At 46.5% G+C, this 21,874-nt stretch carries 20 protein-coding genes; 17 read left to right on the top strand and 3 right to left on the bottom strand.

What is annotated here, in order from left to right; all coding sequences use genetic code 11:
* Positions 1-56: 56 nt before the first annotated feature.
* From GUA98_RS26570 to GUA98_RS26535, 8 genes are all read left to right on the top strand, one after another.
* Positions 57-1,331 carry an ABC transporter substrate-binding protein gene (locus GUA98_RS26570; RefSeq protein ID WP_227780144.1) on the top strand — a complete coding sequence of 425 codons (1,275 nt, stop codon included), beginning with the start codon at positions 57-59 and terminating at the stop codon, positions 1,329-1,331.
* 49 nt (positions 1,332-1,380) lie between these two features.
* On the top strand, positions 1,381-2,271 hold the full coding sequence (locus GUA98_RS26565; RefSeq protein WP_127535888.1) for a carbohydrate ABC transporter permease: 891 nt from the start codon (positions 1,381-1,383) through the stop codon (positions 2,269-2,271).
* A 15-nt stretch (positions 2,272-2,286) separates the two neighbouring features.
* On the top strand, positions 2,287-3,168 hold the full coding sequence (locus GUA98_RS26560; protein ID WP_193724935.1) for a carbohydrate ABC transporter permease: 882 nt from the start codon (positions 2,287-2,289) through the stop codon (positions 3,166-3,168).
* 286 nt (positions 3,169-3,454) lie between these two features.
* Positions 3,455-4,378 carry a UDP-N-acetylmuramate dehydrogenase gene (murB, locus tag GUA98_RS26555; RefSeq protein WP_153978346.1) on the top strand — a complete coding sequence of 308 codons (924 nt, stop codon included), beginning with the start codon at positions 3,455-3,457 and terminating at the stop codon, positions 4,376-4,378.
* A 207-nt stretch (positions 4,379-4,585) separates the two neighbouring features.
* Positions 4,586-5,746: a type III polyketide synthase gene (locus GUA98_RS26550; RefSeq protein WP_193724934.1), complete on the top strand. Its 1,161-nt coding sequence runs from the start codon at positions 4,586-4,588 to the stop codon at positions 5,744-5,746.
* Positions 5,733-6,455, top strand: coding sequence for a methyltransferase domain-containing protein (locus GUA98_RS26545; RefSeq protein WP_153978348.1), 723 nt, complete (start codon positions 5,733-5,735; stop codon positions 6,453-6,455). The genes GUA98_RS26550 and GUA98_RS26545 overlap by 14 nt, the downstream gene beginning before the upstream one ends.
* 60 nt (positions 6,456-6,515) lie before the next feature.
* Positions 6,516-7,661, top strand: coding sequence for an FAD-dependent oxidoreductase (locus GUA98_RS26540; protein WP_193724933.1), 1,146 nt, complete (start codon positions 6,516-6,518; stop codon positions 7,659-7,661).
* Between the two features lie 180 nt (positions 7,662-7,841).
* Positions 7,842-9,029 (top strand): PLP-dependent aminotransferase family protein, encoded by a 1,188-nt coding sequence (locus tag GUA98_RS26535; protein ID WP_193724932.1) that lies wholly within the window; start codon positions 7,842-7,844, stop codon positions 9,027-9,029.
* Between the two features lie 135 nt (positions 9,030-9,164).
* On the opposite strand, the gene GUA98_RS26530 is transcribed toward GUA98_RS26535, so the two are convergent.
* Together GUA98_RS26530 and GUA98_RS26525 are read right to left on the bottom strand one after the other, a co-directional pair.
* Positions 9,165-9,590, bottom strand: a complete 426-nt coding sequence (locus GUA98_RS26530) for a hypothetical protein (protein ID WP_095287325.1) — start codon at positions 9,588-9,590, stop codon at positions 9,165-9,167.
* Between the two features lie 122 nt (positions 9,591-9,712).
* On the bottom strand, positions 9,713-10,987 hold the full coding sequence (locus GUA98_RS26525) for a stalk domain-containing protein (RefSeq protein WP_193724931.1): 1,275 nt from the start codon (positions 10,985-10,987) through the stop codon (positions 9,713-9,715).
* 226 nt (positions 10,988-11,213) lie between these two features.
* Between GUA98_RS26525 and GUA98_RS26520 the strand changes: the two genes are divergently transcribed.
* The 4 genes from GUA98_RS26520 to GUA98_RS26505 all read left to right on the top strand — a co-directional run bounded on the left by GUA98_RS26520 (position 11,214) and on the right by GUA98_RS26505 (position 15,501).
* A complete protein-coding gene (locus GUA98_RS26520) occupies positions 11,214-11,546 on the top strand; it encodes an antibiotic biosynthesis monooxygenase (RefSeq protein WP_193724930.1) in 333 nt (110 codons plus the stop codon).
* 195 nt (positions 11,547-11,741) lie between these two features.
* Entirely contained in the window at positions 11,742-12,050 is a 309-nt protein-coding gene (locus tag GUA98_RS26515; protein ID WP_193724929.1) for a hypothetical protein, read from the top strand.
* Positions 12,051-12,305: 255 nt separating this feature from the next.
* The gene (locus GUA98_RS26510) at positions 12,306-14,276 is read left to right on the top strand and encodes a 5'-nucleotidase C-terminal domain-containing protein (protein ID WP_227780143.1); all 1,971 of its coding nucleotides are present in this window, start codon (positions 12,306-12,308) and stop codon (positions 14,274-14,276) included.
* A gap of 190 nt (positions 14,277-14,466) precedes the next feature.
* Positions 14,467-15,501, top strand: coding sequence for a helix-turn-helix transcriptional regulator (locus tag GUA98_RS26505; protein WP_153978355.1), 1,035 nt, complete (start codon positions 14,467-14,469; stop codon positions 15,499-15,501).
* A gap of 76 nt (positions 15,502-15,577) precedes the next feature.
* Here GUA98_RS26505 and GUA98_RS26500 read toward each other — a convergent pair whose 3' ends face one another.
* Positions 15,578-16,639, bottom strand: a complete 1,062-nt coding sequence (locus GUA98_RS26500) for an S-layer homology domain-containing protein (RefSeq protein ID WP_153978356.1) — start codon at positions 16,637-16,639, stop codon at positions 15,578-15,580.
* A 213-nt stretch (positions 16,640-16,852) separates the two neighbouring features.
* On the opposite strand from GUA98_RS26500, the gene GUA98_RS26495 reads away from it, so the two are divergent.
* From GUA98_RS26495 to GUA98_RS26475, 5 genes are all read left to right on the top strand, one after another.
* Entirely contained in the window at positions 16,853-17,431 is a 579-nt protein-coding gene (locus GUA98_RS26495; protein ID WP_193724947.1) for an esterase/lipase family protein, read from the top strand.
* Between the two features lie 168 nt (positions 17,432-17,599).
* Positions 17,600-18,187 carry a sugar O-acetyltransferase gene (locus tag GUA98_RS26490; RefSeq protein WP_193724946.1) on the top strand — a complete coding sequence of 196 codons (588 nt, stop codon included), beginning with the start codon at positions 17,600-17,602 and terminating at the stop codon, positions 18,185-18,187.
* 208 nt (positions 18,188-18,395) lie between these two features.
* Positions 18,396-19,295, top strand: a complete 900-nt coding sequence (locus tag GUA98_RS26485; RefSeq protein WP_153978357.1) for an AraC family transcriptional regulator — start codon at positions 18,396-18,398, stop codon at positions 19,293-19,295.
* Between the two features lie 16 nt (positions 19,296-19,311).
* Positions 19,312-20,301 carry an aldo/keto reductase gene (locus GUA98_RS26480; RefSeq protein ID WP_153978358.1) on the top strand — a complete coding sequence of 330 codons (990 nt, stop codon included), beginning with the start codon at positions 19,312-19,314 and terminating at the stop codon, positions 20,299-20,301.
* Positions 20,302-20,439: 138 nt separating this feature from the next.
* Positions 20,440-21,870, top strand: a complete 1,431-nt coding sequence (locus tag GUA98_RS26475) for an amino acid permease (RefSeq protein ID WP_153978359.1) — start codon at positions 20,440-20,442, stop codon at positions 21,868-21,870.
* Positions 21,871-21,874 lie beyond the last annotated feature (4 nt).

The following is a 21,874-nucleotide window of genomic DNA, read 5'->3' as shown; positions in this document are numbered from 1 at the left end:
AAATCACTATACTCGAATAAAATGTAAGCGTTTCCTTTTATCGAAGGAGGGGGCCCATGAAGACATTTAAGTTGAAGTATCTCTCCATCATTGCACTTGTAAGTGCAGTGATGATCGTATCCGGTTGTCAGTCCAAGGGAGAGCAGGCATCGAAGCAGGAAGAAATTACGGTGTGGAGCTTTACGGATGAAGCCGGTTATGCCATTGAGAAGTTCGAAGAAAAGTATCCTGACATCAAGGTGAATTTCGTCAATATCCCCGGAAACTTTTACATTACCAAATTAAAATCCGCCCTGCAGACCACGTCGAAAGCACCTGATGTATTTATGATTGAAAATGCAAACATCCGAGAACTGATTGATGTACCTTATCTGGAGAATCTGTCTTCATCCCCGTATAACGCGAATGAGCTGATTCCAGAACAATATCCATTTGTACAGGCGAATGAAAAGGACAGTGAAGGCCATATTCGCGCCATTGGGTATCAGGGGACACCTGGAGGCATCTATTATCGCAGGGACCTGGCCAAGGAATATTTGGGAACGGACGACCCCGTGAAAGTGGGCGAGCAGATCGGTACATGGGAAGATATATTTGAGATTGGAGAGAGAGTGCAGCAGGAGAGCGGAAATAAAGTACATGCACTGGCAAACTGGAATGCCATATCCAACTCCTATGATGGAATCCCCTGGGTAAAGGATGGCAAGCTTGTCATTGATCCAACGTATATGGAGGTTCTGGACCTGGTGCGGGAAGCTCGTCAGCGCAAGGTGCTTGCGGAATATGAAGAAGGAAGTGCGGGGCATGCCGCTTCAATGCAAAAGGGGGAAGTGATGTTCTACCCTGGTGCAACCTGGGCTTTGCAATATACCTTCAAGGCGAATGCGCCGGACACCGAAGGATTGTGGGGGCTAGCACCTGGCCCGTCTTCATTTAGCGCAGGAGGCACGTATATCGCGATGTACAGTCAGAGTGAAAAAAAGGATGCAGCTTGGAAGTTTATCGAGTTTTATAACTTTGACCATGATTTCCTGTCTGAGCTGGCGAAGGAACAGGATTATTTTACAAGCAACATGGTCGTGAATGACCAGCTGGCACCATCCGTAACTTCAGCTTATTTGGGAGGGCAGAAGCATTTCGAGTTTTTCTCCGAGGCAGCCAAACAGGTTCCGGTGTATGAGCGAACCAAGTATGACTCTATTATTAATAATGACATTTATAAAAATGTCCTTCAGTTGTATCTCAATAATGATATCCAGACCAAAGAAGAAGCGGTGAAGCGAATCAAACGCGATGTGAAATTGAGATTTCCTGAGCTGGAAGTGGATTAGCCGAGGAGAACGAAACCTTTTAATCATCCGATGACTGGAGGAACACATCATGTTTGCCAAATCGATCCGCAAAGACCACTATGGCTATTATTTTATCGCTCCCTTCTTTATCATTTTCGCTATTTTTGGACTCTATCCTATTCTGTATTCCCTATATATCAGTTTTACCAACTTTGATGGCATTACGACCCCTGAATTCGTTGGGATCGGGAACTATATTGCTGTTCTGCAAGATCCGCTGTTCTATAAGACGCTGTTCAACACCTTATTTATCTGGGGAGTATCTGTCGTCCCGCAGCTTACCGTCTCTCTTGTTCTTGCTTTTATCCTGAACGACAAGCTGCTTAAGGGAAGAGATTTCTTCAGAGCCGTATATTTTTTCCCGAATATCGTTACAGCAGCATCACTTGGATTGCTAGTCAGCCTGATCTTCGATTGGCAGTCTGGCGGTCTGAATCACTTCCTGGTGCAGATTGGACTAATTGATGATCCGATTAACTGGAAAAATGATCCGTGGTTTATGAGACTCATTGTGTCAGCTATTCTGTTCTTTCAATATTTCGGATATTCAATGGTCATTTACCTTGCAGGGCTTCAGGGAATAGACCCGGCTCTACAGGAAGCGGCCCAGATGGATGGAGCGAAGAAGAAGCACATTTTTATTCATATTATCGTCCCAATGCTGCGACCGATCATTCTGTTTCAGATGATTACCTCCATTATTGGAGGCATTCAGATTTTCGACCAGCCGTTCACGCTCACCAATGGAAATGGTGGACCGGACCGTGCTGCCATGACCAGTATTATGTATCTCTATAATGTGGCATTCCAGAGCACACGCTTCGGTTACGGCGCAGCTATCGCCTTCTGTCTGTTCGTTATCATCATTCTCTTATCCGTTGTATCCTTCATCATGACCAGTCGGAAGAGTCGTTCATAGGGAGGGGGAAGTGCTATGCAAACCGCAAAATCGATGGAGCAACCGAATGCAGCCATCCAGCAATATGCCAGCACGAAGCAGCTTACGATCGGTAAAGTAATCATCTACTTGTTCCTGACTGGTCTGGCTGTAATCTGTATCATTCCGTTTTATCTGATGATTATCTATGCCACGCATAATAATGCGACCATTGCATCCACCTTTACTTTCCTTCCCGGACCATTCGTAGCGGATAATTATTTTAACATGGCCTCCAAAATCAACATTTGGCGCGGATTTGCCAACAGTCTTTTTATTGCCGGCACTTCGACTGTGCTATCGCTGTATATCGGTTCATTAACCGCATATGGATTTGCCAAGTTCAAGTTTAAGGGACGTACCTGGCTGTTCATGTTTTTGCTGGCCACGATGATGGTGCCCGGGCAGCTGGCTCTGATCGGGATGTACCGGCTCTTCAGTACACTGGGGCTTTTGGACAGCTATGCGGCCATTATTTTACCTGCGGCAGCGAATGCTTTTAACGTATTTTTTATTAAACAATTTATGGAGAGCAGTATCCCCGACGAAATCATTGAATCGGCACGTGTGGACAGTGCAGGAGAGTTTAGGACATTCAATCAGATTGTGCTACCCATTCTGGGGCCTGCCATTTCGGCACTTGGCATATTTACGTTCATCGGCTCCTGGAACAATTTCCTCACACCGCTTGTTCTGTTCTTCTCATTGGATAAATACCCGCTTCCGGTCCTCGTTGCTCTGGTTCAGGGCTATTATGGTATGGATTATGGGTTGTTATATCTGGGAGTTGCGATTTCCATCCTGCCGATCATCATCGTCTTTGCGATCTTCTCCAGGCAGATTATTGGCAGCGTGGCGCTGGGAGCTGTGAAGGGATAGGTACCTTATATAGAAAGATTAACCTCTGGGCCAAGTGCCCTTTTTTTGTGCTTATATTTAAAAATGAAAAAAGGAAGACAGCAAGCATTGTGCTCACTCACTTGAAATGAGTTATAATGAGTAAGGCCAAAGCAACGCTTTACCAAGTCGCCATATGGCGGCTTTTTCCAGTCCTGCACCATCATTTTAAATAATTAATGATTAATTCGAATTAATTGCGACAAAATGGAGCTATTCAGAGTAAAATAACCTATACGATGCAATCAAGACAAGGTGGTAGAAAATCATGAATTCATATCAGTTATTAAGCAAAACCCTGTTTGACAACTTTCACGAAGACCGCATTCGATATTCCGAACCGATCCGAAATTATACGTACACGCGACTCGGCGGGGAAGCAGATATTCTCATATTCCCCGAGACCATAGATGAAGTAGCCAAAATTGTGAAGCTGGCGGTTCAGCATGATATCCCGCTGACTATATTGGGATACGGCTCCAACATGATTGTCAGAGATGGCGGCATCCGGGGGATTACCATGTCGCTGCAGAATCTGAATCAGGTCCTTGTGAATGGTCATACGATGACAGCACAGAGCGGTGCAGCCATTATTGATGTATCCCGGCAGGCGTTAGATGCAAGTCTTACCGGACTCGAGTTTGCCTGCGGCATTCCGGGCTCGGTAGGTGGTGCGCTCTATATGAATGCAGGAGCATACGGAGGACAGATGTCCGATGTGGTCGAGTCTGCCATTGTCGTAACAGAGGCAGGCGAAATTATCACGATGCAGAGCGAGGAGCTGCTGCTCGGTTATCGCAAGAGTGTATTTATGGGCAAAAGGGATATCATCATCGAGGTGAAGTTCCAGCTGCAGCCGGGAGATCCGGTAGAGATCAAGGCGAAGATGGATGAACTTACTTATGCCAGAGAGTCCAAGCAACCACTGGAATATGCCTCCTGCGGAAGTGTCTTTAAACGTCCGGAAGGCCACTTTGCGGGCAAATTGATTCAGGATTGCGGACTTCAGGGGACTCGTATCGGCGGTGCCGAAGTATCTCGCAAACATTCGGGCTTCATCGTGAATGTGGATAATGCTACAGCGCAGGATTACATCGATATGATTGCGCTCATTCAGGAGAAGGTGCGCAGCCAGTTCAATGTGAATTTGGAAACGGAAGTCGTCATCATTGGCGATGAATTGAATAAATAATTGGACGCAAGTCCATACTTTTTCGATAAGTCGCCTTCGGGCGGCTTCTTTTTTTACACTTTCCCGAAGAAGAGCAGCTGAATGGAGAATGTGGGTCAGCATAAACCATATACATAAATATAAAGGAAACGACAGATTACAACGACGCTCTTAAGGGTAAATGTTGTTAATTAAAGGATATCTCTCATCCACCATAGGAGGTTTAAAATGAATCAACCCTTGTATAACCATACGGATATCGCCATCCTGGGCATGGGAACTGCGCTGCCTGTTCATGAAGTTGCCCAGTCCGATATTGCTGAACTCATTGCCTCATCGCTTGAGGATCAACAGGATTTGGCCCGGTTTGCCAAAAGAGTGTTCAGGTCCTGCGGCGTAGAAACACGCTATACGGTTGAACCCAGTTATCTGGGGGCACTTGAGGACTGTCGTTACATTCCTTCGGGGGACCATTCTCAGATTCCGTCCACGCAGGAACGAATGGATACATATAAACGGGAGGCTCTCCCGCTTGGGATGGAGGCTGCCCAGAGGGCATTGAAGGATGCGGGCATGTCTCCTGAACAGATTACACATATCATAACGGTCAGCTGCACGGGACAATATCTGCCTGGTCTGGATGTCATGCTTATTCGCGATTTGGGATTATCTCCCCGCGTAAACCGGTTACCGCTCATTTTTCAGGGCTGTGCAGCGGGATTAAAAGCCATACAGATGGCTCGGGATGTCGTCCAGGGAACGCCTGATGCCCAAGTGCTGGTCGTGTGCGTTGAACTCTGTACCCTGCATTTTCAACCGGTTAAGGAGAGAGGGGCGCTGTTTGCAGCCTCATTCTTCGGGGACGGGGCTTCTGCCTGTGTCGTTGGAGCACCGGCATCCGAGCAGCGGCATTATCTCGCGCTTGGAACCGGATATTCCGTTCTGCTTCCTGATTCAACCGAGGATATGACATGGGAGGTAGGCAATCAAGGTTACGATCTGTACTTATCACCTCGCATCCCCAAACTGCTGGGTACGCACTTGGAGAACGAGCTCTATCAATTGCTCGGAAGCGACAGTTTACCCGAACTATGGGCCATTCATCCAGGCGGCCGGGGGATCGTTGACTCTGTCCAGGAAGTCATGAATTTAAGAGCAGAACAGACGATGTACAGCAGGGAAATTCTTAGAACCGTAGGTAACCTATCATCCAATACCATTTTATTTGTACTTCATGCCATGCGGGAGGATATGAAAGCCCGTAATCAATCTGTAACGGAGGGTGTGGCGATGGCTTTTGGACCTGGGCTGATCGCGGAGCTCATGAAATTTACGTACGTTCCGTCCTATACGCCTGCGCTGAAGGAGAAGGATCATGTCCTTCTTTAGAAACTTGTCGATCCGGGCGAAGGAAGATGAATTGATGGATGATTTCTCCATGGGCGGGGAAGAATTGCGTGAAGCACTGCAGCACTTACGTCGTCTCAATAAAATATTTGCCGCTCCTGGTCCTACTCTTGATGGTGTGGAGAAATTATGGATATCTGTCGGTAGACCTCTTAAGCTGAGCATTATGGATGTAGGAGCAGGCTCAGGAGACGTGAATCAGAAGCTGCTTCAGTGGGCGAAGCAGAAGGGGATTGACCTCACGATTACATTGGTCGATCTGACCGAGGAAGCTTGCGAAGAGGCAAGACTGCTCTTTCAAAATGAACCAAGGGTCAAAGTACAGCGTGCCGATGTCATGAAACTGTCGGATGCATCGGCAGATATCGTTACAGGATCGCAGTTTGTACATCATTTTGACGGACAGCTGCTGCTGGATATCGTTTCACATATGCTGCGTGTCTCCAGATATGGTGTTGTGATTAACGATATCCACCGCCACCCGGTATCTTATACTGCGGTCTGGCTGACAACCCGGATGATCTCGCGTAATCGTTATATCCGGCATGACGGTCCGCTGTCTGTTGCCAAGGGCTTCACGGCAAAGGATTGGCAGGAGTTAAAACAGCAATTGAACCATGACACCATGACCTATGAATGGAAGCCGCTGTTTCGCTACTCTGTCGTGATCCCGAATCATCAGGCAGGTTAATGAAGGTGGCATGTATCGTCACGGCTGCTCAAAATTCAATGTAAAGGCAGGTGATACTAGGTGTCCGAATCAATAGATGTCATAGTTATCGGTGCTGGAATCGCTGGCAGTTCGTGCGCCCTGCAGCTGGCCAGACAGGGTCATCGTACGCTTCTGTTGGATCGACAGTCATTTCCCAGGCACAAAACCTGCGGCGAATTCATGTCACCAGAGACCAAAGAAATGCTGGAGTATCTAAATATTCAGCTTCAGGAAGTGAAGCCCAGCACAATGGATCATGCACAGATCATTATGCCTCAGGGCGGTCAGATTGAAGCCCCCTTGCCCGGATCCGCTTATGGCATAAGTCGACATGAACTGGATCGCCTTCTCCACAAGCAAGCTCAAGCAGCGGGGGCGGAGATAATAACAAAGGCAACCATCGTTGGTATTCAGCTGCTTGAAGATGAATGTTACGAGGTGCAGGTCAAACAAGGGAATGAACAATTAAGCTATAGAACGAAGGCTGTCATCGGAGCGTATGGAACCAAAAAGCCGCGTGGAATGACGTCTCCGCCTGAAACTCGGGATGATACTGTATACGTTGGGATAAAGTCTCATTACAGTGGACTTGATATGCCTGCTAGAGTTGAACTTTATTTCTGTGAGGGAGGATACGTCGGCATTTCACCGATCGAGAATGGCTATGCGAATGTTGCAGCCTTGTTAACGCTGGATACGGTGCAGGGAAGCGGCAAGTCTGTAACCGATATCCTGCAGGCGGCCTCCGAAACGAATGGAAGGCTCGCAGCAAGACTGGCAGCTGGAAAGCCTGTTCAGGGAACTCAGGTTTCCATCGCTCCACTTCACTTGTCGAACGTGCCTGAGCCTTGGTCGCAGTTCCCGCATATTGGAGATGCGATGCTGATGATTCCTCCCCTGTGCGGTGACGGCATGTCCATTGCGCTGCGTTCTTCCATCCTGTGTGCAGAGTGGACCCACCGTTACTTGCAAAAGGACATCGGATTTGCGGAGTGGAAGGAAGGATACGCAAAAGACGCGAGCGATGAATTTACAGAGCTGCTTCGGCGTGCACGGAGAATCCAGAAGCTGGCTTTTGCCAGAACCAATAAATATTACCCCGCGCTAGCTCGCTTATTTCCTGGTTTGGCAACATATCTGGTCAAGGCTACAAGGTTATCAGAGATGAATGCTGCTCGCGGGTAATGTGGGGAAAAAATGCATATTGATGGATCTGAAAGAGGCGGCGTATGTCGACCTCTTTTTTATTGTTTTTGACGAATTTGAAGCAGACCATTTTGAAAACAGAGAAGTACTCGTATAATAGAAAAGAATGTAGAAGTAGTATTGAGCGTCAGATTTGAAGCAGGGAGGCATTATATTAAGATGAACTATTCATTTTCTAACCGGATTGCTGCGCTGCAGCCATCCATTATTCGAGAGATCCTGAAGGCATCCTCGGGTCAGAACGTCATTCCATTCTCTGCGGGTAATCCCGCTCCGGAGACGTTTCCCATTGAAGCCATTCGGACATTCACACAGTCCATTCTGGAGCAGGATCCAGTTACGGCTCTGCAATACGGGATAACTGAAGGTTACGCCCCGCTGCGCGATACATTGACCCATCACCTGAAGACGAACTATAACACAGGCACAGCATCGGACGAGCTATTTATTGTCTCGGGTGCACAGCAAGGCATTGAGCTTGCCTGCAAAGTATTCTGCAACGAGGGAGACACAATCATCTGTGAAAGCCCAAGCTTCATAGGGTCGTTAAACTCCTTCCGGGCTTCAGGTGCAAGGCTGGTTGGCGTTCCAATGGAAAGCGACGGTATGGATATCGGCAAGCTGGAACTGGCACTGCAGACGGAGCAGAATGTGAAATTGATCTACCTGATTACGAGTTTCCAAAATCCGACGGGAGTAACGACAAGTCTGGAGAAACGCAAAGCCATTTATGCTCTCGCCAAACAGTATGGTGTGATGATTCTGGAAGATAATCCATACGGTGAGCTTAGATTCAGTGGAGAAGATGTACCTACGATCAAATCCATGGACGAAGAGGGACTAGTGATCTATGTGGGCTCCTTCTCCAAAATCCTGTCTGCCGGCTTGCGTGTTGGCTATGTGCTGGCACCGAACGAAGTCGTGCAGAAGATGGTGGTTGCCAAACAGGGAGAAGACGTACATACGGCGATGCTTCCTCAGATCTTGGCATACAAGTTCATGGCAGAATACCAGTATGCAGAACATATCAGCAGTATTCGTGAAATATATCGCAGAAAATCTGCCTTAATGATGGACAAACTCAAGGAACACATGGGGAATTCCATTACGTTTACCCAACCGGATGGTGGTCTTTTCCTCTGGTGTGATCTGCCGGCTCATATTCCGATGCTGGGTTATGCCAAGGCAGCTGCAGCCAGCGGCGTAGCCGTTGTTCCAGGCACGGCATTCCTCGTTGATGAGAGTGAACCTTGCAATGCGATCCGATTGAATTTCTCCACACCTTCCGATGAACAGATTGTGAAGGGGATTGAAATTCTGGGGCAGGTATTAAAGCAGTATTCTTAATAACGTCTGATCTGGGTAGCTCCCTGTACAGCTGAAGTGGCATCTAGCCTTTCAACTGTGAGGGGGCTTTTCTTCATTCAAAAAACCCTACCGGATTTGCAGCGGTAGGGTTTTTGAATGTAAATCGATTAATGATCAATCTGATACGAGGAAGCCGTCAAAATTTTCGGGTCCGACTCGAACCGTTCCGAGCAAGTTCGTACTGATAAACGCTGAATACGTCAGTTGTGGTGTAATGGGCGGGTTGAAGTCATTCGCTGAAAAAGTAATGATTTCAGGTGCGAGTATACCGCTCAATCCATAGGTGCTATTTGCCGAATAGATGATAGGATCTGTCGCCAGCGTACCTCTCACAATGGTAATTCTCACTACGAAAAGTGCCAGAGGTAACTGAACTGTAATCGTCCCTTTGAGTTGAACTCTGGGATTAGCCCCTGTACCCGCAGTAATAAGACCAATCTGGGCAAATAACGTAGGCGTATTGATTACCGGTATGGGTACAGAGATGGAGTTGGTCGACGTTGCATTGATCGAGACTCTTGCGTCCAGTAACTGAGTCATTCTGCATACCTCCTATCCGATAAGATAGAATAGTATATTCATAGAAGACAAGTTTGCGTGGACAAACTCCTGTAGGGCAGGAGATCCTTCATCATGCCCTACACATCAAAATGAATGTTCATTTACTCTTTGATCACTGACGAATTCACCGCATCTACCATTTGATTGTTGAATTCACGGAATAAGCCAAGGCGCCAGAATGCTGCTCCTTTGAGATCATATCTCTTGGCCAAGCCAAGCTTGTCATCAACGGAGGTTCCCGTTTCGCTGTTTAAGTTAATCCCAAGCAGCAGCTTTTCTTTTGGAACACCTGCGTTAAGTGCAAGCTGGATCGCCTGGTCAACGAGACTGTTGGGTTCAGGGACCTGTGCCTTGGTACCGGCAGGGTTATATTGATAAGCCATAATAATAAGATCGTCTGCCAAGGAAGCGAGCGTTTTGTAATCATAGCCTTTATATGCACTGTTCAGAGGCGGTACAGCCAGTGATATCGAAATGTCACGAGGCAGAGAAGCTTTTAACTGTTTGACATAATCGTTAAGCAGCTTCTGCTGCTGCTTGGCATCCAGTTTGAAACCCAGACCTTCAAAATCAAGAACAACGCCACCAAATCCATTCTCAGTCACAGCCTCGTTAATGCCCTGAATCGACTTGTCGCGCAGACTGCTGTCACTCAAAACTTTGGTTAGCTCGCCTTGACCATCCAGTGCGTATACCATAAGGTACGGTTTGATATTCTGATCTGCAGCATCCGCTACGATGGTCTGAGGGGTCACTTCGCCTGCTGCCTCAGGAAGATAATATTCATCCCCTTGAAGCGTGAATTGGCCATTCCGGTCGATTCGACTCCAGCCAAATGCTATAGAGTTCATGGATGGGACCAGATCTATTTCATGAAATGCCCGCACGGCATAAAAGGCTCTCAAATGCATTTCACGCTGTGGGGATGCGAGAGAAACTGTACGTGTCGCCTGATCCCATTTCACACCCACGCCGAATTGGCTGCTGAACGAACTCAGTGGAATGAGTACGCGTCCTTCTCGTTGAACCGGGGCTGCGGCCAGCTTCAGGTTGGTGCCGTTAACGGTTGCGGTGGTGCTTCCCACTTGAAGGAGGACCTCTGTGGCCTGACCTTTTACACTGCCTACGGCTTTGACGGTTTGTGTTTTGCTATTCCACGTAATCTGGATCCCCAATGCTTCACCTACGGTACGGAAGGGGACATAAGTAACGCCTTTATCAACTCGCGGGGCAGCATCAAATTGGAGTGCTACATTATCCAACTTGACTGATATGGCAGGTGCGGCATGCACATCCCCGATGTTTACCGTCGTTCCAAGCAAGGACAAACCAATCAAGGTGGCAGCAATGGTTTTGCCTATGTGTTTACGGGCCATGTTTTTATATTCCTCCACATTCATAAAATAGTAGAAAATAGGACGTATGCACAGTAATCTAGCATAGTGTAGTATAGCAAAATTTTCATAGAGTTCCAATTACAAGATAGACTAATTCGGCTTTATTGATAATCATTTTCAATTGGGCTACAATAGTGGAAAGAGTATACCAAAATGCGGTTAGGCCGGTAGGTTTCCCGTGTAACTGCAATCAGGAGGAATATTGATGTTGATACAAACGCGCAGTATGGTTATCGAAAAGGGGCACAGTGACAAGGTACTGGAACGTTTCAACGGCCCAACCCCAGTGGTGGACATGCCTGGTCTGATTGATTTTAGCGTCATGGTCAACAAGAAGAGCAAGGAACATGAAGAAGTTATGGTTATGATTCGTTGGGAATCGGAGGAAGCGTGGAAAAACTGGGAGAAAAGCGATGCACACATCCAGGGCCACCGCAACAAAAGAGGGCAGGAAAAACCTGCATATCTGATCAGCACAACTGTAAATATGTATGAAGTCCAGACTGTAAAAACAGGCAAAGGCACGGTTCAACAATAGAGTCCATATGAAGATCATCAGGACCTCCCAAGGGAGGTTCTTTTCCATTCCAATCAGCAATGAATAGCTCGCACGCCTATATAGAAAAATGAACATCCCTGTCGGCTGCCGAGCACCTTTCTTGCCGAACCGATGCGTAAATTGTTATTATGAATGATAATATAGTCTTGAATTAATCAATCTGGAGGCATATCAATGAATCAGCGTTTCCGTATCACCCGAACCATGCAGGAACAAAATGGGGAACCAACTATTACTCTGGAAGAGTGCAAGGCATACTTTGCAACCCAGCCTGACTTTACGTATTCACAGGTTTACACTGTGCAGGGAACCGAAAGCACCATGTCCATTGATGGAGATTTCTTTATGTGGAAACAGGATAACATGGACATTCCTTTCCGGCTATATTCTGGGGATTTGTACGTGGCCATTTCCAGTGAAGCTGTGGTTCCTAAGATGATTGAAGTCGCGACTGCTCTGCAAGCAGATATCGTGGAAGGATAGTTGATTTCAAGCCTGGTCCTTAAGTGGATCAGGCTTTTTTTATGACAATACAATGATTCGATTCGTAGCCCCTAAATGTTGGATCATTATCAATAATATATGTAATGTAGCTGCTGTAACGACAAGAATGTGTTGCAAAATGTAATAATTTAGCTCAAAACGTAAATTTAATCTCCAATTATTTCATTTATCTTGTTATGATTTAGAGGAAAGACCTGGTAACATACATCATAAGACAAGAGGTGAAAGGGATTTATGAAGCATCGTAGTAAGCTCAGCTGGATTGTCATCATGGTATTGGTGTTCTCTACTCTTTTTGGTGGAATTGCGGCTGCCGAGACGTACACCGTTAAAAAAGGAGATACGTTGTGGACCATCGCCAAAACAAATGGGACAACCGTAGCAGAGATGCAAAAGCTCAATCGATTGAAAAACGTGAATGTCCTTCAAGTGGGCCAAAAGTTAAAGCTTCCTGAGAAGCCATCCACAGGTAGTGAGGTTCCTCAAAAAGAAGAGGAAGCTGAATCCACTACAATCACCATTCTGGGCACCTCTGACGTGCACGGGAATCTGTGGGGCTATACTTATGAAGATAGTGCGGAAACAACGAATAACGGGCTCGCACGGATATCTACATATGTCAATGAAGTGAAGAAGACCTCCCCTAACGTGCTGTTGATTGACAACGGGGACACATATCAAGGCAATATTTTAACAGATGATATTTATCGTAAAAACACGGATGTCATTCATCCTGTTTCCAAAGCCATGAATGCCATGAAGTACGATGCCATGGTTTTTGGTAATCATGAATTCAACTTTGGACTCGATCATGTGGATCGAATTATGAAAGAACTGAACTTCCCCGTACTTGGAGCCAACATCAAGACAGAAGATGGCGGGACGCTAGGCGAGCCGTACACGATTATCAATGTGGATGGCATTAAAGTAGGGATTATCGGTGTAACGACACCAAATGTACCCCGTTGGGATGGCGATAAGGTAGACGGCCTTACGTTTGAGCATATGGGTGAAACGGTGAAGAAGTATGCACAATACCTCAAAAATGAGAAAAAAGTGGATGTACTTATCGCGAGCGCTCATGCAGGCATGTTTGCTGAGTTCGACGAAGACGGAGCTTCAGACTCCGCTGAACGAATTGTAAATATGGTGCCTGAACTTGATGCCATGCTGGTTGGGCACATGCACATCGTGGTTAACGAAAAAATCGGACAAACCGTCATCGGTGGCCCTCGCAACCTTGGTCGTGACATTGTTCGTTTTGATATTGAAGTGAAAAAAGAACAAGGTAAAAATAAAGTGACGGACCGTCAGGTTCAAGTGGTAGACATGGCTTCCTACACCCCTGATCCAGCGATTCGTGACCTGGTGAAGGAAGAGCACGAAGCTACGATCCAATTCATTACAGGTGGTGGTTCTGCTGGAGCGGAAGGCTCGTCTGGTGGTATCTTCGGTCAGGCAACCGAGGACTTCCAGCCTGTGAATGAAATTAATGGGATTCCTGAAGGCAAGCTTCAAGATACAGCCGTGGTTGATCTGATCAACAAGGTTCAGATGGAAGTGAGCGGAGCGGATGTTTCGGCCGCTGCACTCTTCAAAGACACCTCCAATCTGAAAAAAGGCAATATCACATATGCGAATATTTTCGATATTTACAAATTCGATAATGTGCTCTATACCGTTAAGGTTACGGGTAAAGAACTGAAGGCGTATATGGAATGGTCTGCTTCACACTACAATCAGTGGAAAGAGGGAGACGTTTCGATCAGCTTTGATCCTGAGGTTCCAGGTTATTTGTATGACATGTTTGCTGGCGTAGACTACAAAATCGACCTGTCCAAGCCTGCAGGGCAGCGTATCATCGATGTAATGTATCAAGGCAAGCCTCTGGCTGATACACAAGAACTGAAGCTTGCTGTAAACAACTATCGATACAGCAGTGCACTGAAAGCTTACAAATTGGTAGAAGCAAACCGCGATTGGGAATCACCACGCAGCATTCGGGATTACCTGGTGGAATATATTCAAGAGCATCAGGAGATTTCTCCGGAAGTGGACAATAACTGGGAGATCGTTGGAATCGACCTCGAAAGCCCTTATCGGGATGAGATCATTCAACTGGTGAATGAAGGCAAGATCGATGTTCCTTATGACCAATCGCTTAATGTGAACGAGCTGATCAAGCAAGGAATTATTAAGAAATAATTTATATTGCAAGAACAAGAAGTCGCCATCATGGCGGCTTTTTTGCATTGAAGGCAAAGGGGTTAGGTCAGTTTATGAGGGGGGTGTGGTTTTGGTTGTTCTTCTATTTGGCATGACCATGAGATTAGACATCTGGTAGATGAAGGAGTATTCTTGTTTATACTTATGATCAATCGAAGGAGACCGAAAGATGAAGCCGCATTCCATTGAACGTATTAAGATTCCAGCCGGATTCTGGGCAGGCTTGGAGCAAATGGGGATCGACACCCGTGTCGTAGCCCGCAGAGCACAACTGCCACTCACCAAGCTTACGAATACAATCGTCAATACTGACGAATATTTTGCAATCTGGCAGGCTTATTCCGACCTCATGGGTGACACGGCTGAAGGAATCATCAAACTGGCAACCGCTTATGAAACAGCCCACTATCCACCAAGTGTACTAGCCACTTACCATGCCCGTGACTACCGTGATGCGCTATATCGGATGGCTCGGTACAAACGAATGTGTCCTCCCGAAAGCTTGCACATTACCGAGGAGGAGGATCGCTGTATTATTGAACTGGAGTGGATGAATGGTGGACCATTCGGACCTCCCGTCCTGGTTGGAATTACGCTGGCCTTTCTTCTGGAGCTGGGACGTCGTGGTACAGGGCAGTCTTTGAATGCAATGCAGGTCGAATTCTCACAGCCTATGGGAGACGTAAAGGCTCTGGAAGCTTACTTCGGCTGCCATATCCGGATGGGTGCACCAAGGAATCGATTGATTTTGCGTCAAAAAGATCTGGATCTGCCCTTCATCTCCTATAACGAAGAGCTGCTTGAGATGCTGACGCCCATACTGGATCGCTCGCTGGACGAACAGAAACAGGCTCAATCCATGACAGAAGCGGTCGTATGGATTCTTAAACGGAGCCTAACAGGTGGACGTCCCGATATCCAAATCGTAGCGCAGGAGTTAGGCGTAAGTAATCGGACACTACAGCGCAGACTCACCGATGAGAACACCAGCTTCAAGCAGCTGCTGACCCAAGCCAGACATGAGCAGGCTCGAGTATACCTAGCTGATCCGTCACTTGATATCAAAGAAGTGGCCTTTCTTGTAGGGTATGAAGACCAGAATTCATTTTATCGGGCATTCCGGCTATGGGAGGGGGAAACGCCTACGAATTGGCGCTCAAAGCAAGAAAGCTGCCGTAACAGGGTGTTACGAATTGATGGATAATCTATTAGAACCAAAAACCACTGAATGAGGATTCAGTGGTTTTTTAGTGTTAATGAAATGAATGATAGATTAGTCCCTATTCTTCATAAGGCAGGATGGCATAGATTTTCCAGCTGTTATCATTCATTTTTTTGAGTTTATACAATCCGTCCATGGAAACCGTTTCTTCCTGTTGTTCTTTACCCGAATGGATCGTTACTTTCATCTTGCCGCCTTCTGCTTCTAATACAGCCAAACGGTTAGAGGTTTCGATGACAGTAAAATTCGGTTGGGAGAGCATCTCAATATCCATTGTGGTTCCCTCATCTACTACAGAAGTGATATCCTCCAGAGACGTAAAATTGGATGAAAGCTGATATCCGGTGTAATAGGTTGCATAGGTTACGGACAGCTGATCATAGTTATGATCCGTCATGGCTTGAATTTCCGAGTCCGTAGCAGTGGAAGCCAGTGCCGTCAGTTCAGATGCCTCCGGCAGCTCGGTTTGCTCCAATTGTAAAGCTCGTTCAAGCATAACTACAGCTTGAGCACGTGTAGCTTTTGCGAAAGGCTGAAACGTAGTTGTTGTCATTCCTGAAACAATACCAGCCTGGCTCGCTTTGGTAATGGCGGAAGCTGCATAATAGTTTGGAACGTCCTTGAAGGTTATGGATTCACCTTTAAACTCGACTGTATCGGAGAACGCACGTACGACCATTACCGCGATATCACCGCGTGTGATCGGGAGGTCAGGTCCGAATTCAGTGCTGCTTACACCCCCAACGACGCCAAGTGAACTGGCAATCCGAATGGACTCCGCATACCATTTGCCTGCTTTTACATCACTGAAGGATTTTCCCTGAGCTGTACTATGTAGTCCTGTAGCCTGAACAAGAATAGCTACGAATTCTGCACGAGTGATGGGATGATTGGGCTTAAGAGCGACCTCGCCATTGCCCAGGCTGTAACCGTTAAGAAGGTCAGCGTTAACGAAGTTGTCAAGCGTATCGTATGCCCAGTGGCCATCAATATCTGTCGGGAAATACAAATCCAGCGATTTGTACGAATCGGCAGCCTGGGCTTTGCTCCACGAAATAGGGAATACCACAAGGATCATGGCGAAGAAGCAAAGAGTGATGCGGTTAATCGTTTGTCTCATCTAGGAAGTTCCTCCTGTAAATTGAAATTTGCCGTCATTCAGCATAACAGAGAAGGGGGTGGATGGCTAAAGGAAATCTTTACTAACGATTTAATCTATTAAATTTGAGACTAAAGATCCATTTATATTCCATATATTAACTTATATTATATATAGTGTAAATTATATTTTAGGAGAGTGAATGATGTGAAAAAGAGTAAATTGTTTTTTGCCATGGTCATGAGCATACTTATAGCCATTTCGTTACCTGGTATCGGTCAGAGCTCTAAGACATTCGCTGCGACAGAACGGACACCTGTTGTCTTTGTTCATGGATTAACAGGCTCCGATAGCAATTTCACTTATATTGAAAGTTATCTGCGTGGTCAAGGCTGGTCCAGAGATGAGCTGTTTGCGATTGATCTGCCCAGCAAGCAGGGAAATCAGCTGTTGAATTCTGCAGCTATCAGTCAATTCGTAGACAATGTACTTAGGGAAACAGGTCATAGCAAAGTCAACATTGTGGCTCATAGTATGGGCGGGGCTAATAGTTTATATTACATATTAAACCGTGGGGGTTCTACCAAAGTAGACAAGCTGGTCACCTTGGGAGGCGCCAATCGTTTGACAACATCTTCAGCGCCAGAGGGAGTTGAGGTTACTTCCATCTACTCTACCAGTGACACGATTGTATCTCCTGCACTTTCCCGTTTGAGCGGCGCGAATAACATACAGGTTTCGCTGGTTTCCCATATTGGTCTGCTCTTCAATTCACGGGTTAATGCCTTAATTAAGACAGCATTGAATGAATAGAGAGACAGCGGCAGCTGAATGAAACATGAGTGATCCAGGAGGTCACTCGTGTTTTTTTGTAATTTGCTAACTGATGAATTTATAATAGTTGTATTGTGCATTGCTGCGTCCATACATAGAATATTGGCTACCCAAATAGACACATCGAAGGAGCTTACACGAATGACGATGACCGAGAAAGAAAAAGCACAACAAGGACTCTTATATGATAATAACAACGACCCACAATTGGTAAACGAACGCCTTGAAGCAAAAGAGCTGTGCTACGACTACAACCAGCTTCGTCCGCGCATGATATCCGAAAGAGAAGCCATTATGAAAAAACTTTTGGCGAAAACAGGAGAGAAGTTTTGGATAGAACAGCCCTTTTATTGTGATCAAGGATACAACATTGAGATTGGAGAAAACTTCTATTGTAATCATAATACGGTGATGCTGGATGCAGCGAAGATTACCTTTGGCGCCAATGTGTTCATTGCACCGAATTGCGGATTTTACACTGCTGGCCATCCCCTGGATGTTGAACAGCGCAATCAAGGGTTGGAGATTGCCCTCCCGATTACCGTAGGGGACAATGTGTGGATTGGCGGAGGCGTATCTGTGCTGCCAGGTGTAACGATTGCAGATAATACGGTGATCGGCGCGGGAAGCGTAGTGACGAAGGATATACCGGCAGGAGTCATTGCTGCAGGCAACCCATGCAGAGTCATTCGAGCGATTACGGAAGCGGATAAGAATAAATATCCTAGAGGGTAAATGGGTCATAACCCAAGAGAATAGAAGAGAGAACGGGAGCCAGTTTACTGGAACCCGTTTTTAGTTTCATTGATTTGGCGTTGACGGATGCATTCCCTTTAGAAGAATGAACGAAATGATCACATGTCTTGAGCTTCAGAGCAAAGTATTTCTTGCAGAAAAGCGTTATGGTTATGTTTGCAGGAGATGACAGAAGGTAGGAAGAAGAATGGATGTACAACGAACTGAAAAACTAATTCATGCTCCAAAAGGAATGGAACAGGCACCAGACAAAGAGGGAAGCTTGAAATGGAATGGGCTGACAGTCATCCAGTTTTGCTTGCATACGCAGGGAACCAGAGGAAGCTTTTTCCTGAAAAATCATCTGCTGCTGTTCGTTAAATCAGGTGTATATACGGTTAAATACAAGAACGAAAAGCATACGGTACGGAGCAATGAAATGATATTCTTGCACAAAGCGATCAAAGTAGACTACGAAAAGTCGGGTGAGCCTGGTACTGAATATTTGCTGGATTATATGATGTTTTATCTGAACGGGGATATACTTCATAAGTTCGCAGATTTTGCAGATTGGAAGGCCATTCTTTTCACAAGTGAGGTCGCCCAGGTATCTGTCATTACAGTTACCGCCCCAATGAGAGCATATATTAACTCCCTAAAATCATATTTTCACCAATCTGATTCGATCAGCGACGGATTGGTCGGCGTCAAGTTCATGGAGCTGCTGTTTCATCTTGCTGAAGCAAACACAAACTTGCTGCAACAGCTGCTGTATCCCCATCCTACTGAACGGAGTCAGATTGAACAAGTCGTAGAAGAGAATGTGACCAATCCCGTTTCCATCGAAGATCTGGCCTATTTGTCTGGCAAAAGCCTGTCGACGTTCAAGCGGGAATTTCGGGCATTGTATAACACTTCTCCGTTAAAATGGATACGTAATCGCAGACTGGATCTGGCCAGTCAGCTCCTGCTCGAGTCGACACAATCGGTAACGGATATCTGTTACGCCTGCGGCTTCGAAAATACGACTCATTTTTCCAAGGTGTTTAAAATGCGCTTTGATCTTTCGCCAACGGAATATAGACGACAGAACTTAAGAAAAGAATAACGAGGAGGATGAGAAAATGGAGTATGTGAAGCTGGGGAAGACAGGGTTGGATGTCTCTAGAATTTGCCTGGGATGCATGGGATTTGGGGATGCCAGCCGATGGATTCATCAATGGGTACTGAACGAGGAGAATAGCCGGCCTGTCATTAAGAAGGCTCTGGAGCTTGGTATTAACTTTTTTGATACAGCGAATGTCTATTCTCTGGGAGCAAGTGAAGAGATCCTTGGGCGGGCCTTGAAAGATTATGCCAAACGAGACGAGGTTGTTATTGCCACCAAGGTGCATGGACGAATGCATGAAGGACCGAACGGCGCCGGATTGTCCCGCAAAGCGATCATGAGCGAAATTGATAAGAGTCTGATGCGGCTTGGAACTGACTATGTAGATCTGTATCAAATTCATCGCTGGGACTACCATACCCCAATCGAAGAAACCATGGAGGCATTACACGATGTAGTCAAAGCCGGAAAAGTAAGATATCTTGGTGCTTCTGCGATGTACGCCTGGCAGTTCCAAAAGGCCTTGTTTGTCGCTGAGCGCAATGGCTGGACCAAATTCGTTTCCATGCAAAATCATCTGAACTTACTGTACCGTGAAGAGGAACGAGAGATGCTTCCCCTATGCAAGGAGGAAGGGATCGGAGTCATTCCCTACAGCCCGCTTGCTTCAGGTAGACTGACACGTGACTGGTCGGAATCAACGCATCGCTCGGAGACGGATCAGGTGCAGAAATCCAAATACGACTCTACTGCCGATACGGATCGCTTCATTGTAGAGCGGGTTGCAGAGATCGCAAGTAAGCACAGTGTTCCGCGGGTTCACATTGCTCTGGCATGGCTTCTGCAGAAGCAGCCCGTAACAGCTCCCATTATCGGTGCGACGAAGATATCACATCTGGAGGATGCCCTTGCAGCCATGGACCTGAAGCTGACAGCAGAAGAAGTCGCGTGGTTGGAAGAAACTTATGTGCCACATCCGGTTGTGGGTTTAATTCCAATTCAATAATTAATGTGAATATATGAGCGGATGAAGGGCTTGCCCTATCGTTCGCTTTTTTTGTTTTTCTGCCTTCAACATGAAAAAGGACCAATTGGGAAAGGATACCTTAAGCGGTCCAAAATATTACAGAAGAGGAATGAAGAAATGAGTAAAGCATCAGAGACCTCAACGGAGGATAAGAAACTAAAATGGTGGCAGCTCAGCTTGCTTGGTGTAGCAGGCACGATTGGTACAGGCTACTTTCTGGGCTCCAGCCTCGCGATTTCGATCGGTGGCCCGGCAGTATTACTGGCTTACATTTTGGCTGCCCTCGGTACATATGTAGTTTTTGATGCCTTGGCTAGAATGACATCGGATCACCCAGAGCAGGGATCTTTTCGTTCCTATGCCAAGAAGGCATTCGGAAGCTGGGCTGGCTTTGCCAGTGGGTGGGTGTATTGGTTTTCCGAGCTGCTAATTATGGGAAGTCAGTTGACGGCCTTGTCCATTTTTTCGCGTTTTTGGTTCCCGAATGTTCCTCTCTGGATATTTGCAGCCGGATTTGGAATTGTAGGGCTATGCATCGTGTTCTTCGGAAATAAAGGGTTTGACCGGGTTGAAAATGTACTTGCCATTATTAAGATCGCAGCCATTCTTATGTTTCTGGTACTTGCTATCGCGCTTCTCGCAGGGTGGATTGGGGGAACGAAGTACGAGCATAACGTACCGCTGAGCATGACTGAAATTTTCCCGAAAGGTGGGATCGGTCTGTGGTCTGCATTCCTATTTGCTTTTTATGCCTATGGGGGAATTGAGGTACTCGGAATTATGTCCTACCGGCTTCAAAAGCCGGAAGAGGCTCCCAAGGCAGGCAAAGTGATGCTGATCTCGCTTTCAACGGTTTACGTTGTGTCGATCGGACTTGCTTTGACCATGGTTCCGCTTGGTGCCTTTAATCCCAAAGAGAGTCCCTTTGTACTGGCACTGAGCAGTGATCATTTGGCATTTGTTCCGCATTTGTTCAATGGAGTGTTGATTGTAGCAGGTTTCTCTACCATGACGGCGTCACTTTATGCGGTGACCTCCATGATGCTGACATTGGCACAGGAAGGAGACGCTCCGCGGTTGTTCTCGCGAAAATGGAAGAAGAAGTATCCATTATCCGCACTCTCACTGATCGGATGCGGCCTTATCGCAACCATCGTCATGTCTTTGCTGCTTCCTGGCAAGGTCTATGAATATGTAACAACTGCGGCTGGATTGATGCTCATGTACAATTGGTTGTTCATTTTGTTATCTTCTGGCCGCCTTCTGAAAGCAGGGAGGTTCAGCGTTGTCAAACGATGGATTGGGCTGGTACTGATTGGCCTCGCTGTAACAGGTACGCTTTTCCATCCCCTGAGTCGACCCGGCTTCTTTATCAGTCTGCTGCTTGTCTTAGTTATTGGAATTAGCGATATGATTGTGCAAAGGGTTCGGAAGAAGCAAAAGGAAGAGCCCACCAGCACAGCTCAGGAAGAAGAGCCGCATAACCCCCTGGAAAGTCCCAGCTTCCACATTACCGGGATGAGACTTCGCAAAAGCAAGCTTAAATGAAAAA

The organism is Paenibacillus sp. P13VS, from assembly GCF_015143645.1.
GTDB lineage: Bacteria > Bacillota > Bacilli > Paenibacillales > Paenibacillaceae > Paenibacillus > Paenibacillus xylanilyticus_A.
Note: the sequence above shows the minus strand (reverse complement) of the source record. Positions and strands in the feature narration are given on the sequence as shown.